The 15,016-nt window shown below is 42.3% G+C and carries 20 protein-coding genes; 3 read left to right on the top strand and 17 right to left on the bottom strand.

Translation table 11 applies throughout. The features are described 5' to 3' along the window. Positions 1-72: 72 nt before the first annotated feature. From QZT26_RS07325 to QZT26_RS07360, 8 genes are all read right to left on the bottom strand, one after another. Positions 73-1,773, bottom strand: coding sequence for an FAD-dependent oxidoreductase (locus tag QZT26_RS07325; RefSeq protein ID WP_099324547.1), 1,701 nt, complete (start codon positions 1,771-1,773; stop codon positions 73-75). Positions 1,774-1,776: 3 nt separating this feature from the next. Then, a complete protein-coding gene (locus tag QZT26_RS07330) occupies positions 1,777-1,932 on the bottom strand; it encodes a hypothetical protein (RefSeq protein WP_164994551.1) in 156 nt (51 codons plus the stop codon). 25 nt (positions 1,933-1,957) lie between these two features. After that, complete coding sequence (locus QZT26_RS07335) at positions 1,958-2,785, bottom strand: cytochrome b N-terminal domain-containing protein (RefSeq protein ID WP_099324546.1); 828 nt, start codon at positions 2,783-2,785, stop codon at positions 1,958-1,960. Between the two features lie 3 nt (positions 2,786-2,788). Continuing rightward, positions 2,789-3,295 carry a Rieske 2Fe-2S domain-containing protein gene (locus QZT26_RS07340; protein WP_099324545.1) on the bottom strand — a complete coding sequence of 169 codons (507 nt, stop codon included), beginning with the start codon at positions 3,293-3,295 and terminating at the stop codon, positions 2,789-2,791. A 276-nt stretch (positions 3,296-3,571) separates the two neighbouring features. After that, on the bottom strand, positions 3,572-4,960 hold the full coding sequence (locus QZT26_RS07345) for a class II fructose-bisphosphate aldolase (protein ID WP_295101437.1): 1,389 nt from the start codon (positions 4,958-4,960) through the stop codon (positions 3,572-3,574). A gap of 27 nt (positions 4,961-4,987) precedes the next feature. Next, positions 4,988-6,004 (bottom strand): class 1 fructose-bisphosphatase, encoded by a 1,017-nt coding sequence (gene fbp, locus QZT26_RS07350; RefSeq protein WP_099324543.1) that lies wholly within the window; start codon positions 6,002-6,004, stop codon positions 4,988-4,990. A gap of 263 nt (positions 6,005-6,267) precedes the next feature. Further along, on the bottom strand, positions 6,268-6,666 hold the full coding sequence (locus QZT26_RS07355; protein WP_230405737.1) for a hypothetical protein: 399 nt from the start codon (positions 6,664-6,666) through the stop codon (positions 6,268-6,270). Next, a complete protein-coding gene (locus tag QZT26_RS07360; protein WP_230405738.1) occupies positions 6,623-6,964 on the bottom strand; it encodes a hypothetical protein in 342 nt (113 codons plus the stop codon). Before QZT26_RS07360 ends, QZT26_RS07355 begins: the two co-directional genes overlap by 44 nt. A 1-nt stretch (position 6,965) precedes the next feature. Here QZT26_RS07360 and QZT26_RS07365 point away from each other — a divergent pair, with 1 nt between their 5' ends. Together QZT26_RS07365 and QZT26_RS07370 are read left to right on the top strand one after the other, a co-directional pair. After that, entirely contained in the window at positions 6,966-7,283 is a 318-nt protein-coding gene (locus QZT26_RS07365; protein ID WP_230405739.1) for a hypothetical protein, read from the top strand. A gap of 211 nt (positions 7,284-7,494) precedes the next feature. Beyond that, complete coding sequence (locus QZT26_RS07370; RefSeq protein WP_295101440.1) at positions 7,495-8,061, top strand: coiled-coil domain-containing protein; 567 nt, start codon at positions 7,495-7,497, stop codon at positions 8,059-8,061. 189 nt (positions 8,062-8,250) lie between these two features. On the opposite strand, the gene QZT26_RS07375 is transcribed toward QZT26_RS07370, so the two are convergent. From QZT26_RS07375 to QZT26_RS07415, 9 genes are all read right to left on the bottom strand, one after another. Continuing rightward, positions 8,251-8,673 (bottom strand): hypothetical protein, encoded by a 423-nt coding sequence (locus QZT26_RS07375; protein ID WP_099324541.1) that lies wholly within the window; start codon positions 8,671-8,673, stop codon positions 8,251-8,253. Further along, entirely contained in the window at positions 8,660-8,971 is a 312-nt protein-coding gene (locus QZT26_RS07380) for a CsgG/HfaB family protein (RefSeq protein ID WP_164994554.1), read from the bottom strand. The genes QZT26_RS07375 and QZT26_RS07380 overlap by 14 nt, the downstream gene beginning before the upstream one ends. After that, on the bottom strand, positions 8,935-9,363 hold the full coding sequence (locus QZT26_RS07385; RefSeq protein ID WP_164994555.1) for a hypothetical protein: 429 nt from the start codon (positions 9,361-9,363) through the stop codon (positions 8,935-8,937). The genes QZT26_RS07380 and QZT26_RS07385 overlap by 37 nt, the downstream gene beginning before the upstream one ends. A gap of 54 nt (positions 9,364-9,417) precedes the next feature. Next, positions 9,418-9,696 carry a hypothetical protein gene (locus tag QZT26_RS07390; protein ID WP_099324538.1) on the bottom strand — a complete coding sequence of 93 codons (279 nt, stop codon included), beginning with the start codon at positions 9,694-9,696 and terminating at the stop codon, positions 9,418-9,420. A gap of 106 nt (positions 9,697-9,802) precedes the next feature. Then, entirely contained in the window at positions 9,803-10,309 is a 507-nt protein-coding gene (locus QZT26_RS07395) for a hypothetical protein (RefSeq protein WP_157820419.1), read from the bottom strand. 58 nt (positions 10,310-10,367) lie between these two features. After that, positions 10,368-11,060, bottom strand: coding sequence for a Reeler domain-containing protein (locus QZT26_RS07400; protein ID WP_295101444.1), 693 nt, complete (start codon positions 11,058-11,060; stop codon positions 10,368-10,370). After that, positions 11,057-12,430 (bottom strand): trypsin-like peptidase domain-containing protein, encoded by a 1,374-nt coding sequence (locus tag QZT26_RS07405; RefSeq protein WP_320409735.1) that lies wholly within the window; start codon positions 12,428-12,430, stop codon positions 11,057-11,059. Before QZT26_RS07405 ends, QZT26_RS07400 begins: the two co-directional genes overlap by 4 nt. 141 nt (positions 12,431-12,571) lie before the next feature. Beyond that, a complete protein-coding gene (locus tag QZT26_RS07410; RefSeq protein WP_099324534.1) occupies positions 12,572-12,928 on the bottom strand; it encodes a response regulator in 357 nt (118 codons plus the stop codon). Positions 12,929-12,958: 30 nt separating this feature from the next. Next, the gene (locus tag QZT26_RS07415) at positions 12,959-14,608 is read right to left on the bottom strand and encodes an ATP-binding protein (RefSeq protein ID WP_099324533.1); all 1,650 of its coding nucleotides are present in this window, start codon (positions 14,606-14,608) and stop codon (positions 12,959-12,961) included. 198 nt (positions 14,609-14,806) lie between these two features. Here QZT26_RS07415 and QZT26_RS07420 point away from each other — a divergent pair. After that, positions 14,807-15,016: hypothetical protein (locus QZT26_RS07420; protein ID WP_295101445.1), on the top strand; the 210-nt coding region annotated here is incomplete at its 3' end.

Genomic DNA, 15,016 nt, shown 5'->3' on the forward strand with positions numbered 1-15,016 from the left:
TGACAATTTACGGCAAATGCTTCGCCCCTGCTTTTTTTTGCAGTGATCAGCCAACGTATTTTTATAGAAATATTACCCCTCTGAATAGGCGAAGCGTTTCATGGTAATTGCCCTTGTGGGGCAACGTTTAACGCACAATCCGCACCGGATACACTTTTCTTCATCTATTATCATTGCGGCATCCCATTCTTCGGGGATGTTTTCTTCATTGCGTAAGGAATCTGGCAACGAAATATTTTCACGCGAAACCATCGATATGCAATTGTAAGGGCAAACATCGATGCAACCGCCGCATAATATGCACTTCTCATCGATAAATATATTGTAATGACAAAGCAGGCAGCGATTTGCCTCTTTCAGGGTATTCTCCATGGAAAATCCCAGTTCTGATTCGGCGTCTAAGCAGCCTCTTTTGTCCAGGGGAAGCGATTCCTGCTTTTGTCTGGGAGCTACTTCATAATCGGAGACTCTTTTTGAAGGGCTTTGGTGTTTATAATAAAATTGATAATCTCCCTTTTCCTGTCCGGTCAAAAAAGTATGTATCGAACCTGCCGCCTTTCTTCCGTCAGCAATCACCTCAATTACATTGCGGGGTCCCGTCACGCAGTCTCCGCCTGCAAATACCCCTTTCCGTGACGTCATGCCTGTTTCATCAATTAAAGGCATCCCCCATTTGTTGACCTTTACGCCCAGTCGTTCTGAAAGGAATACAATATCCGGCGCCTGCCCGATGGCGGGGATAACCAAATCTACAGGTATGGTAAAATTGCTCCCTTCAATAACCTCCGGTCTGCGGCGTCCGGATTCATCGGGTTTGCCAGGTTCATTCCTTACACATTCTATATGCGTAACTTTTCCGTCTTTTCCAATCAGCCTGACAGGAGAAGTCAGGCAAAGCATTTCAATGCCCTCTTCTTCCGCCATTTGAACCTCCATCTCGCCCGCCGGCATTTCTTCCCTGGTTCTCCGATACACAATCGATGCCTTTCCGGCATCCAGCCTTAGAGATGTACGTGCGCAATCGATAGCTGTGAAGCCGCCCCCGATCACCACCACGCTTTTCGGAACGTTTTTTATTGTGCCAAGGTTGGTTTCTTTCATAAAGGAAACGCCATGTATTACCCCTTCCAGGTCTTCGCCGGGAATATCCATGCGGGATGATTTATGTGCGCCGGCGGCAATGTACACGGCGTCAAATGTCTGTAAGAGTTCCTCAAACTTTTCCGGCGTGTTTACCGGTGTGTTTATAAGGATTTCAACGCCAAACCCCTTTATCCATTGTAGCGTATTCTCTATTATGCTGCGCGGCAGACGATAGGGGGGGATTCCCACACTGAGCATGCCCCCTGCAACCGGCAGCGCTTCATATATAATAACATCGTGCCCCTTTACCGCTAAATCATGGGCTGCCGCAAGGCCGCATGGGCCTGAACCAATAATTGCGATGCGTTTGCCGGTTTTTTTAACGGCAACTTTTTTTTGGGGAAATGGATGAAGGGCAAAATCAGCGGCACTTCTTTTCAGAGTGCATATGGCAATGGGGCTGTCAATTGCTCCTCTCCTGCACGCGGTTTCGCAAGGATGGGTGCAAACCCTTCCGAGAATAGGGGGAAAGAGATTTGCCATAAAATTAAGGTTTAATGATGCATCGAAATTCTCCTCGGCAATAAGTTCTATATAATTCATTGCGGGAGTGTTGACGGGACATGCGTACTGGCAATTGATATTTTGCCGAAACCAATGATCATCTGTCTTGATAAGCGTGTATTCCATAGATCACTGTTCTCCTTTCCGGCGTTCCTCTTGTTTCAGCCTTCGATCGTTTCTGAATGCCTGCTGAAAGGTAATAAAGGAGAAGATACACAGCAAAAAGATCAATGCCACAATGGGGATGTTATCCGGTTTAGTTATAATAGCCCATATATTTTCCATAATTTGAAATCGATAAATAACACTATCAAAGCGGCCCTGATATGCCTCCGTCTTTGCGAATTCGCCAGAAATGCACCATCATAAATATGCTGATAATTAATGGAAGTCCTATGCAATGCCATACATACGCCCTTAATAACGCATTACTTCCAACCAGCGAACCGCCCAGAAGGGCAAAACGTATATCATTGTGGGCGGTCATACCCAATTGTTCCCCGAAAGGTCCTTCATGGCCAAGCAATGGAGTGGAACGTGCCATGTTTGTTCCGACCGTAACAGCCCAGAAACCCAATTGATCCCATGTAAGCAAATAACCGGTAAAGCTCAGGAGAAGGGTAACCACCAGCAGAACAACGCCGACACACCAATTAAATTCTCTTGGCGGTTTATACGAACCCGTTGCAAAAACGCGAAACATATGCAGCCACACCGTAATTACCATTAAATGCGCTGCCCATCGATGCAGATTCCTCAGTAATGCCCCAAACGGCACCTGATATTCAAGATCTTTTATATCCCAATACGCATCATGTACCGTAGGCCGGTAATAAAACATCAATAGTACGCCGGTAACTGTAAGCGTTAAAAACAGGAAGAAGCTAATGCCCCCCATACACCATGTAAACTTAAATTGCGGTGCGTGTCGTTTTACCTTTGCGGGATGCAAATGGAGGAAAACATTGGAAATGACCTTTAACATCCTGTTTTTAGGCGTGTCTGAAAAACCATGCCGGAAAACAGACTCCCATACTTTTGACCGAAAGACGCTGTTGCGGACTGCACTAAAGAATCCTTCTTCTTTTAAAAGCCTTTTGTATTTTCTGAAAAATGTATCTTTCTGCGGATTTTCCATGGATTATACCTTTAAAAATGCCCCGGGTTTGTCCCATTCACCCCGTTCACCCCTGTATCGGGTGCTTTCATCGACAATGATCTGCCCGTCATCGCCCAATGCCACTTTAAATCGCTCCAGGGGCCTCGGCGCAGGGCCTTCAATGTTAATTCCATCAGGGGTAAAACCGCTGCCATGACATGGACATTTGAATTTCCCCTCGGAGGCCAACCAGTTCGGGGTACAGCCCAGGTGAGTACACTTTGCCTCAATGACATACAATGTATCATCTTCCTTGACTATCCAAATCCTGAATTGTTTTTTAAATTTTTCGCTTACGCCTGAAGCATATTGGGAGGGGAAACCGATTGAATAACGCGTGGGGGGTTCGAAGATAGTTCTGGGGAAAAAAAATCTGATAATTGAGCCGGTGATTGTGGCAGCAAATATACCTATAAAACCCCAGCCGGTAAAGTAGAGCAATTTTCTACGATTTACAGGAATTTCAGAATTTTTAACTGCTTCCAACATATTTCACCGGAATTATTTTAAAATACACTTAATGTAGTGTTTATTTAAAAGATTGAAAATTCCTGGAAGATTAAATTGAGAATCCGGAAGGAATTGTCAATATACTATCATTTCCGTCGGCAGCATTATTGTATAATGAATAATAAATGAGAAATTATGAAAGTCAACTGAATTTTCAAATATGGTTAAATTGACAAAATGGTTAAGTGGTTAAGTCGTTAAGTCGTTAGGTAGTTAAAACGATTTAACTGTTTGACCAATCAACGAATTAACGAATCAAGGTGTTGGCAATGCTACCTTTACCGGTACCGGTTGAATTGTGTTTTTAATGATCTCTTTTGAATTGACTATGTTTAATTTTTTAAAGAGGAAGTCAAATTTATCTTCAAGATCCTGTCCGATTTTTGCCCTGATATTTTCCGGTAAATCCCAGAATTTCTGCTTGAAAGGGCCGAATCCCATTTTTCTGGTTGTGTAGATAAACTGTTCTTCGGTCTGGCCTTCCTTCCATTCGCTGCGGCATTTGTCTTTGAGGAGTTCGTATATCTCTTTCTTAAAATCTGCGGGGAAGGCGCTGTTATCATAAATCATATTTTGAAATTCTGTGGCGAGATGCACTTCCGCCGTATCTGCTTCCGGAAATTTGCTGAACGCATCAGCAGGAAGCGTTGAAGCGCCATGCTGCACTGCCCCGCTCATGCCGTATTCATCCTTTGCAGTATTTGACAAGGTTTTTAAAGTGTCAAAATCCAGTTTCACGTTGGCAATGGTTCCGTCAGGAAGTACGACCCCTCCATGGGATGTGCCCGTCTGCACGCTGATTTTGCTGATGCCTTTTAATCCGCTGCCCTTTGTTTTTAAAGTGGCGTTGTATCCATCCATGAACGCACGCAGTTCTTCAATAGTGCTGTTCTTTTTTCCCACTTCGCCGATTTCTCCGCCAACGGATATCGTAATGCCCTTTGGTTCCAATGACCTGATATACGCGGTAAGTTCGGCGGCAAGTTCAAAATTGAGACGTTGCTGCCCGGCAAGATCGGGTTTGCTCAAATCGACCAGTGTAGAGGTATCGACGTCAATATTATAAAAACCTCCATCGATGGCCTCTTTTATGAGGTTTTTTACCGTAGCAAGCTCTGCTTCTTTGTCTGCCTGGTATTTCCGGAGAATAATCTGGAAGTGATCGCCCTGAATAAATACAGGGTATTCATGCCCTTCCCTGATAGCTGCCGCAAGGACAACCGCTGTGTATTCTGCAGGCCGCTGACCGGTATATCCGATTTCCGATCGTGCGATCTCAAATATTATTGCAGCCGCATTGTTTTTCTTTGCCGCACAAAACACAGCGCGGGCAACGTCATAGGTAAGTCCCCGAATGTTGATGGCCGGCACGGTGAAACCCTTGTATTCTCTCCGTCCCATCGCATCATAAAGCGATTGTATGGAAGATGACGCATTGCCAAGCGCATTACTGGCCGACCAGATTAGCCACCGTGAGATATCTTTCAGATTGCTGTCACTGTTGAAAACGGCATTGTAAACGATTTTATCTATCGTTTTTGTTCTTAACGCATCTTTATTGATTATAGAAACAGTTCCGTCTTTTTGAATATCGATAACGCCTTTGATATTATTGAATAGTTCTTCTTTTGTTGTGTATAGCATAAACAGTATACTCCCTTCCGTATATTTTTATTTATTTTTGAAATATCCTTCATATTTCTCCACGTCTTCTTTGCTCCCGATAATAAGAGGCGTTTTTTGGTGGAGTTGTTCCGCTTTTATTTCCATGATGGCAGTATCGCCGGTGGAAGCCTTGCCGCCTGCCTGTTCAACAATAAAGGCAAGTGGAGCTGCTTCATAGAGCAATCTGAGTTTTGATTTTGGTTTGTTCGGGTCTTTATAATCGGCAGGATACAGAAAGATGCCTCCATACAAAAGGGTTCTATGAAAATCTGCCACCAGGGAACCAATGTACCGGAGAGAATAAGGCTTTTGCCCCGTCTCAGGGGTTACCTTTTTCAGATCGTTAATATACTTACGTGTCCCTTCGTCCCATGTATTTGTGTTTCCCTCATTGATACTGTAAATCTTGCCTCTGGAAGGGATTTGAATGTTTTTGTGCGAGAGTAAAAACTCTCCGATGCCAGGGTCAAGCGTGAATCCATGGGAACCGTGTCCGGCAGTATATACCAGCATGGTGCTTGAACCATATACAATATAACCCGCGGCAACTTGCTCCACGCCCTTTCTCAGGCAATCCTCAAGTGTTCCATTGCCAGCAGTCGTTTTTCTTCGATAAATGGAAAATATGGTGCCTACGCTTACGTTTGCGTCAATGTTTGAAGATCCGTCAAGGGGGTCGAACATGAGCATGTATTTGCCTTTGGGATACTGGTCTGGTATCGGGATAATGTCTTCATTTTCTTCCGATGCCATAACACAAAGATGACCTCCATGATCCATGGATTTTATAATGACGTCATTGGCATACTCGTCTAGTTTTTTAACTTCTTCTCCATGGATATTTTCCTGTCCTGTGAGACCCAATATATCGGCAAGCCCGGCACGATTTACTTCCCGTGAAATGATCTTTGCGGCAATGGTTAAGTCCCACAGTAGCCCTGTTAGCTCGCCTGTGGCCTCAGGGTGATCCCGCTCTTGTTCAATTATATGTCTTTGTACGGTAATAATTTTACTTCCCGACATACTGCATGCCTCCCAACAAGATTACGTTTCAATTCAATGCTATTCCTTAATCTTCACAACCCCATAATTCTCACTGTCCGCCAAAAGGCAGACGTTTCTGCGATATTCTACATTCTTACTCGTTTATGTGTCAATGTTTTATCTTTTTGGCAACAAACGGAAGACGCATTTGTTTAGAATTTCAAATCATTTTGTCATTAGAATTTGTTTCGGATTTCGTGTTTCGGATTTCACCATTATCGGGTTGGCGTTGACAATGCAGATCAGAAATAAACAATAAGGGAGGTAAGAAACATGTGTTCATTGAGGTCAAAGCTGGTGCCCGATAGTCCAAAATCTTCGCCGTCAACGTCATTTGCCCATCTGAATTGGTAGGCGGCGTCAAGGCTGAATCGTTTCGTGGAAATGCCGCTTCCAACGCTAAAACCGTACACATTGGTAGGATTTCCAAGTGAGGGGCTGGGATCATAAAAAAGTCCCCCGAGAAGAGGAATGATGGTTTTTTTGCGGAAAATCAAATATTCCTTACCGGTACTGATGGCAAAGGTGTCATCAATATCTCTGTCTGTGGATGCGCCTTCCAGTGGACGTGATGTATTGCCCTCTTCGTCTTTCTGCTCAAATGTTGACCAGTATGCCGACGGATATTTTGGGCGTGACAAGTACTGACAGCGCGGGCGTTAACGCCCCGATGCCGCCTTTTGATTCAAATTGTATCGTTTGCATGTAATTTAATGACGGCGGGGATGGGTCATCAATGGACATGCTAAGGTCCACGTCCATGTGGAAATCATAAATCTGCTGATAGTTTAACGCCGCAACCATGTTTTTCCCGAAGACCCTGAAAGGATACGCAGCGCTGGCGTAATTCAAATCGCCACGCGATACGGATTCATTGTCAAGGGTGAGTCCGGTAAGCCCCGGATCAAAATCCTGATCCGTTGCCAGAAAAGAACCCACTATGGAGATTTCCGGCTTTTACAACTGTGTCAGGGCGCCGGGATTCCTTGAGGCGGCAGTAGCGCCGTCCACGACGGCTATAAAGGCGCTTCCCTGTGCAATAGCCCTTGCGCCCGAACCGGTGGGCAGCGGAACCGAGTTAATATTTGGAGGCGATAGGGAAAATTGTGCAAAGGCTGCCCGTGATAATGGCAGAGACAGGAAGATGCATGTTAACGCAAAAAATATTTGTTTTTGTCTCATAAAAATATCCTCGTTTCATACTACGTTCCATGTAGAAATGCACATACAGGGCGCTCATGCGTCCATGGCAGAATAATCCATAAATTTTTGTTACACTATAGTTTTTGTAACACTTTGGTTTTTTGAAACCGTAGGGGCGAAGCATTTGCATGTTTGGACATGAACGCATGTATGCCAGTTATCGCAAATGCTTCGCCCCTACTAAAATTTGTATTTAATCCGTGCAAATCCGGTGTCCTTCATTTTTCTGTTGACAATACCCGGCACAAAAAGTAGCCTTTTGCATTATGAATAAGATATTGAGCGCCATCATACTGATCTCCTTCTTTATTCTCCAGCATACCGTCATTGCCGTAGAGACCGCCCCCCGCATATCTGACCGTGAGATCATAGAGTCACTTGCTGAAATACGAGGAAATTTAAAAAGACTTGATGAAAAGCTTGATACCGTGGATAAAAGCCTCAATAAACGCATTGATGATCTAGACTCCAACCTCAATAAACGCATTGATGATCTAGACTCCAACCTCAATAAACGCATTGATGATCTAGACTCCAACCTCAATAAACGTATCGACGCTCTTGACTCCAAGCTCAATAAACGCATCGACGACCTCCGTACAGACATAAACAGCCGTTTTGAAGAAGTAGGCAATCGTTTTGACACACTACAATGGACGCTTGGGCTTTTTATAACCATTGCCCTGGTAATTTTTGGGTTTGTGCTACGCATGCAATGGCAGATGCATCGCCGGCAAACACAGATGGAAACCATTCTTGAGACCCAAAGAGAAGAACTTTTGTTCATAAAGAAACTCATCGAAAAATTCCAACCTCCCAGAGGCGTACTGTAAAATAAAAAGTATCTTTTGCCCTATCCGTTAATTCACTCCACAACTTAACCAAACATTGTGCGGCAGCAGGTAAACCATGATTTTTAGTAGCGCCGTTTGCAATCATAACCTTTGTATTGTCAATTCCATTATTGACTGTACCAAACGTCATCCATGCCATTCCGCCATTATCCCTGATTTTCTTCCATCCTATTTCGTAATCACCATATCATCCTTCATTATATCTACAGAGTCTTTTGCCGTGGTAATTTTGACGAAAGACGTATCCGGCTGCACATAGACAACGCGTGCGATTACCTCCAGGGGTTCTTTTATCCTGAAATTCCCCACATTTATTTCCCTGAAAACCAGCAATTTCATCCCTATTGAAAGCCCGTGGTTTGCGCCTGCGTTCACATGAAATCCCTTTCCTGAGACGTGTATGACCTCTCCCTGCGTCATCGGAAACTGCTGTTTCATTTTTAACGCAAGGCCGTACATGAGCCAATTAATGTTTTTATCATTTTTATCTTCGTCGTAAACATCCGTATTCGCCAGTATTTGCGTTGTTTCAGTATCCACAAGCCGCAATGTGACATTTATTCCTTTGTCATTTTCCTCAACCGAAACCAAAGAGCATGCCTTCCGCCGCCTGTATTTTCCCGATCTTAATGGCGGTATCCGGCGACGCCAGTTCAGAGTTGCTGATTTTTTGTTCCTTTAGTATTTCCAGCAATTTTGTCTGATCTCTTTCTACAAAATTAAACCTTTTAGAGTCCTCATCGAAGGCATTGAGGAGTTTGGCGTAAAGCCGTTCTGCCGGTACTCCCTTGTGTGCAGATGACTGCAGCGGCTGCAATGCCACGGAGTATCTGGATGCTCCAGAATACGTTCTCAACGGGAGCAAGGAAATGGTAAGCCTGGCTTCCATATCAAATAATTCAAAGGTTTTTTCTCAATAACAACCGGAAAAAGTGCGGCTTCGTTGCCTTCTGCGTCAATTGCCCTCACCGTAACGGTATTTTCCCCTTCATTGAGTTTGAGGAAATGATTGAAGAATACATGCTTGCCAGGCCTGATGTCTATGGCTTCCCCGTTAATAAACAATTTTTCAATGCCGCTGTCATCATGCGCCTCTCCGCTAAAGAAAAAGTTTTTATCGTACACGATGCACGGCTTTATGCTGCTGCGAATAATCGGTGAAGATATATCTTCGCCTTTGATTTGAGACGAAGTATTGTTTTTTGTATCAGGCGCAACGGCGGTTTGATAGGCGAGAAACGTATTGATAAGGGATCCGCTTAGCCTGGTTGCGGCAAGCAAAACGGGTTTGTTGATTGTGGTATTTTGCGTAAATTTAATTTCACTCCATTTATCTTAAGGCCAGAGCGAAGCCTTTACCGTCAATTTTTGCTCTCCGCTTGTTTCATTTCCGGCAACGTCTGTCACCCTGAATGATACATTGTTTCCTTCCTCTAAAATTATTTCCTGCTGGAAATGTACCTCCTTTTCATCGCCATGCGGAACAACCGTATTATTTATAGAGAGACTTTTTATGTCATGATCATCCACGACCGTTCCTTTTACAATGGCGACATTCCTTCCTTTTTTCCTTTGCACTTCTATATCATCAAGATAAAGAATCGGCGGACGCAAATCCAGGGTACACCTCAACTTTTTAATAACAACTGGGCGGGTAACTAAGGCGGACTGGATAATTAGGGTATTGGGGTAGTATTTGCCGTAAGTTTAAGCATGGTGTTCAAGGCGTGACCCCAACACACTCCTTGCTCATGCCATGTTCAATCAATTTCCATTGATCCCTTTCTTTTTTATACGTAATTTTATAAGAATAATCGACCATTTTCTGTCGCCATAAGAAAAAATGCAATATGCCCGTTACAAAGATTTCAACTTGTTTTGCCTGTGGCGCTATATCCTCGAACATTGCGATACAATGTTTTGTTGTATCCGGCGCTAATTCCCCTTTTGCAATTGCGGCATACTGATATTTCTTTCCTTCGTAAAAATCCTCGTCTAATTCTTTAATGTAATCTACAAGTTCCGGATAATATGCGTCGGCATATTCTTCTCCTGTATCCGTTTTCATAAATACATCTATGGGCACCATGATTGTTTTCCCGATAGTATTCTTTAAGTTATAAAACCAGACAATATAGTGCAACTCCCCTTTTGTCCCTGCATTATGCACATATGTCTTTGGCGCAGTCCATGAAAAATCAAGCGTAGATGCATATGATGTATGCATGAAGCAAAACATAGTCAGTAACAGTAATACAACAGAAAAATATCTCCGTTTCAAAAAATTACTCCCTTCTTAATTGTTGCATTTGCATATTGCGAAATTTTCTGGATCTAACAACAATATTCCTTGTTGCGCTGTACACATAATCTCCCATAGCAGTGCCGTCATTGTCAGCTTCCAATCCAATGGCAAAGAATCTGACGGGATTGGCGACCCAGAACTCTTCGGGCGGTGCCTGCCATTTTACATGCCAGTATTTTTGGTTTGTGCCTTTTTTCGTATGAGTTGCGTAAAGGCCGCCCGCTTCCACTTGTGTATCGTCGTCGTCACCGACGTTAATAAAATTGCCCACTAATCGGTTAAAATACCTGTCTTGCGCTGCAATTTGAAAGCCATGATAATACGTATCCGTTTTTTTAAACGAAACCAGAATATCAATAATTTCTCCCGGTTCACACTCATCTAAAACAAATAACATAAATTTGCCCTTACCCGAACCCACGGTATATTGGTAATGGCATCCCAGAATGTTGCATGTAGAAAAGGCGGGAGCATAAAGAATCCAGCCGTCTTTGGTTGTCGCAGCGCCTACATTTGCCAGGGGCGCCCCGTCGGAATGGGCAAATGAATGCTGCGATAATAATACGAATATGGAAATTAAAAAAACAATGAAGGCATAATTCGCCATTCGTAAAAAGATAAAAAATGCTGAAATACCTGTTTTTTTATACAAATAGGAAGAAAATCGCCTCATTTTTTTTTATCCTTTACACTTTTGGAAACTTCTTTGAGAAGAGATAATCCATAACGTATTGGAACGCCAAAATTGGATCCTCTGAATCCAGGAAATATCCCATAATTAATTCCGATAACCAGCCCTTTTTTATTAAATATAGGACCGCCGCTTCCGCCAACCGTTGTTTGGGCATCATATACCAGTCTGTTTTCCATAATATCACTTAAATGTCCTTGAGTGGCAAGGGGTTTTATAAAGCCGAAATTGGAAAGTTCCTGAACTAACTGAATAAAAGGGATGTGAATAAATTGTCTTACCAGTTCCGGATCCATCTTTGCAAAAATGGCCTTTATTCCCGCAGGATATCCCAGTAGTAATATTGGTTCTCCCACAACGGCTCCCTTGTCTGTTGTATCTAATTCATGCACCGGAATATTTATGCCACCGGTATTTATGCGAAGCAATGCTACATCCACTTCATCTGAAACCTTTTCCACCGTCAGGGGGAACGGTTCTTTGATTCCTGGGAAAAACGCCCTGAATACTACAAACTTAGGTTTTACCCCCGGATCTAACTGTGGCGCAGAGAAAGTATCAAGTTCCCACCATGGTTCGGCAATATGACGATTGGTTATGATCAGGCCTTCTTCGCTAACTAAAAAACCAGTGCCGGTATATTCATTTATCCCGGTCCTTCTTCCCATCATAAAAAGCGGTTCACCAGTTTCTTCATCATAATAGGAAAAGGCTCCCTGAATAAGGCAAACGCCGTTAGTATACTTTTTTATTATGTTTTCTGCAATAGACCTTTCGAGTTCTAGCATTTTCACCTTTTCGACGGTTTGTGTTAATTTGATATTTTGAACAAAAAAATATGCGATCACAATACCGGAAAAGACAACCAGTGTTAAAATAATACGCAATTTGATATGGTGCGATATTTGGGTGTAAATCTCCCATAAAAGTTGTTTAAAAAATCCCGTTGCAGTGTTGAAACGCCCCTTCTTTGAAGTAAGAGCAATCTCTAAAGAGTCTTCCAATATTTCAGACCATTGTTTGCAAATATCATCTTCATCCATTTTTATACGGAATCGCACCGTTGGCCCGCCTGCTCCAAATTCGATTAAATCACCGTCTTTAAGTGCCATTTCGCTAATTACTCTATGATTAACCAGCGTGCCTTTTAAGCTTCCTTTGTCGATTAACAGATACTCACATTCTTTCCGTAGTATTTCAGCATGAAAAGCGGAGATGTTTGTATCTTTTTTTGCATCAAAGGCAATTTCATTTGATGCATCGGCGCCGATAGTTATTTTATCGGAAGAAAATACTTCTGTTTTTCCACGACGGCTGCCAGATAAATGAACTAATACTGCTTTCAGTGCAATTTCTCCTTCACGTTAGTACATTATGCAGTCGGCAATCTACAGTCTACAGTTGGCAAATTGCAGATTGCAAGATTTAGGACAGAGGATTGAGGATTGCCGACTGAGGACTGTTTTGGATTTTCCCGGGAGTAGGGCTTTTTGCTATAAATACTTGTTTATCTCGGCTATCAACATTTCTTTTGTGAATGGTTTTTCCAGGAATGATACCTTCCCCAGCGCCTGGAAGCATTGATATGCTTGTTTGTCTAATGAAGACGCCATGATCACGGGTACCTCTTTATAATGTTTGTCTTTCCTTAACAAGGAAAACAACCTGTCGCCTGTAATATTTTCCATCAGAATATCCAGTATTACCAAGTCATATTTTTTACCCTTCATTTCTTTGAGACCTTCTTCTCCGTCTGAAACATACGTGACCGAGAATTGTTCGCCTTTCAACATATCCCTGTAAAATTCCTGCATTTCAGGATCGTCTTCTACAATTAATAAATCTTTCATAATGTACCTTCCTTTAAAAACGATAAACCACTAAGTTGATTGTTTCATCAGATGGCATGTGGGCAATCTGAAGGTAAATTTTGCCCCTTTTCCTTTGCCGCCAGATTCAGCCCAAATACAGCCATTATGTAATTCGACAATGTTTTTGCTTATTGCAAGGCCTATTCCGGACCCTGGTATGGAAGGGGTTTCCTTATAAAATTTGTCAAACGCATGCTTAATTGCTTCTTCGTTCAGCCCCTTTCCTGTATCTTTTACGGACACTTCAAAGCCGTTGGGCGTTATCATGAACGATATATCGATCCGGCCATGACTGGTAAATTTTATTGCGTTTCCGACCAGATTAACAAGTAAATAATACATTTTTTCCCGGTCGGCTTTCAAAATAATGGCGGGAGGTATTTGATGTGTTATTTTATTGTCTTTTTGTATAGCGATAGGGTTTAATTCGTGGATAACCTGGTCCACCAATTCGACGAAGGTGAAATCGGATATATTTAAACGTTCTACTCCCGATTCCAGCCTAGATATGTCGAGCACATTTCTGATAATGTTTTTCAAACGGCTCACATTGTTTTGAAGAAGATTGTAAAGATGTAGTTCTTTTTCCCCTGGAGATTCACTTTCTATTGCAAAAGAACGCCAATACATGTCAATTGCCATTTCCATTTTGGCAACAGGGGTTTTTAGTTCATGCGTAACGTCACGGATCAAACTGTTTTTCAACTCATCCAGTTTTTTCCTATCGGTAATATCCCGGCAAAACCCTTCGATGCCAATTATTTTATTATCCTGTTTGATGGGGATTGCTTCCAGAGACAGCCATACAATGTTGCCTTTTTTGTGGACAACTCTAAATTCAAAATCCATCAAGGAGTTCTTCTCGCCATGAAATAACTGAAGAATTTCGCGCTGCACCTGCCCCTGGTCATCCGCGTGGCATAGAGAAAGTATGGAACTGCCCGCATCATAGAAGTAATGCACGGAGTAACCCAGTATTTTTTCTACGGAAGGATTTATCAGAAAGAATTTGCCGTCGCTTGTGCATTCAAAAATAATGTCAGGGGAACTTTCGACTACATTTCTATATTTTTCTTCCGCATCCTTGATTCTGTTAAAAAGCCGTGTATTTTCAATTGCCATGGCTAATTGCGGTGCAATTTTTGACACAAAATCCACATGCTTTTTCGAATAATGTTGCTTCTGCCTGCTGCCAAAATTTATGCTGCCTATTATGCGTTCTTTGAATTCGATCGGATATTTTTTCTCATCGATATGAAACAGTTTTTGATGTTTCATTATGCATCCTTTGTAAACAAGCGGAAAACCAAGTCTTGATCGAATGCCCTCCTTAAACAAAAAGACGTCCGTTGCAAATTGGCTTTTGGCGGTATCGTCCACTATTACGGGTTTGCGGGATTGCACTACCTTTTCCATGAGGCTGTCTTTCATGGGGTACAAATCGCCTTCTTTGATGTAGGTATCTTCATGCGTTTTTGATTGAACCACAAATGCTTCGTATAAATTATTATCCTCGGTTATAAGTGTGATGGTTAATCTGTCAAAATCAATTATTTTTGACAGTTCATTGCTCATCGTCTGATAAACTTCACGAATATCAAGGCTGGAGAAGATGATTTTGTTAATATTAAGAAAGGTGTCTTTGTTGTAAGTAAACATAAGGGGATTTAAACAATCAGTAATTTCTATTGAGTTTCCTGATAAGAAACATCCAATGTATTGAGAGTATTATAGGGGAAACAAAGCATTTTCTGGTATAAAAAATGTAACTATTCTGCGTAATCTATTAAACCACTGAAGCACAGCTCGTTCTCAAACCTTGTACTGAACATAGTGAAGTATATGATTGGGTACGTAATGGCACTGGAAACTGCATTCGCGGGTTCACTCATTAGAAGGCTTTTGTCAAGGACAAAATATCTCCGGTCGCAAAAATATCTGCATTTTCACGTTTTGAATACCCCTCCAAGTACGGAATCGCTCTTACTGCTGTTTACGAAAATGACTATACCGTTCACGTTTATCTACGCCCGTGGTATTTCGCAATTGTTTTGGTATCGTTCTCAT

Source organism: uncultured Candidatus Kuenenia sp., assembly GCF_900696675.1.
In the GTDB taxonomy this organism is placed as follows: Bacteria; Planctomycetota; Brocadiia; order Brocadiales; family Brocadiaceae; genus Kuenenia; species Kuenenia stuttgartiensis_A.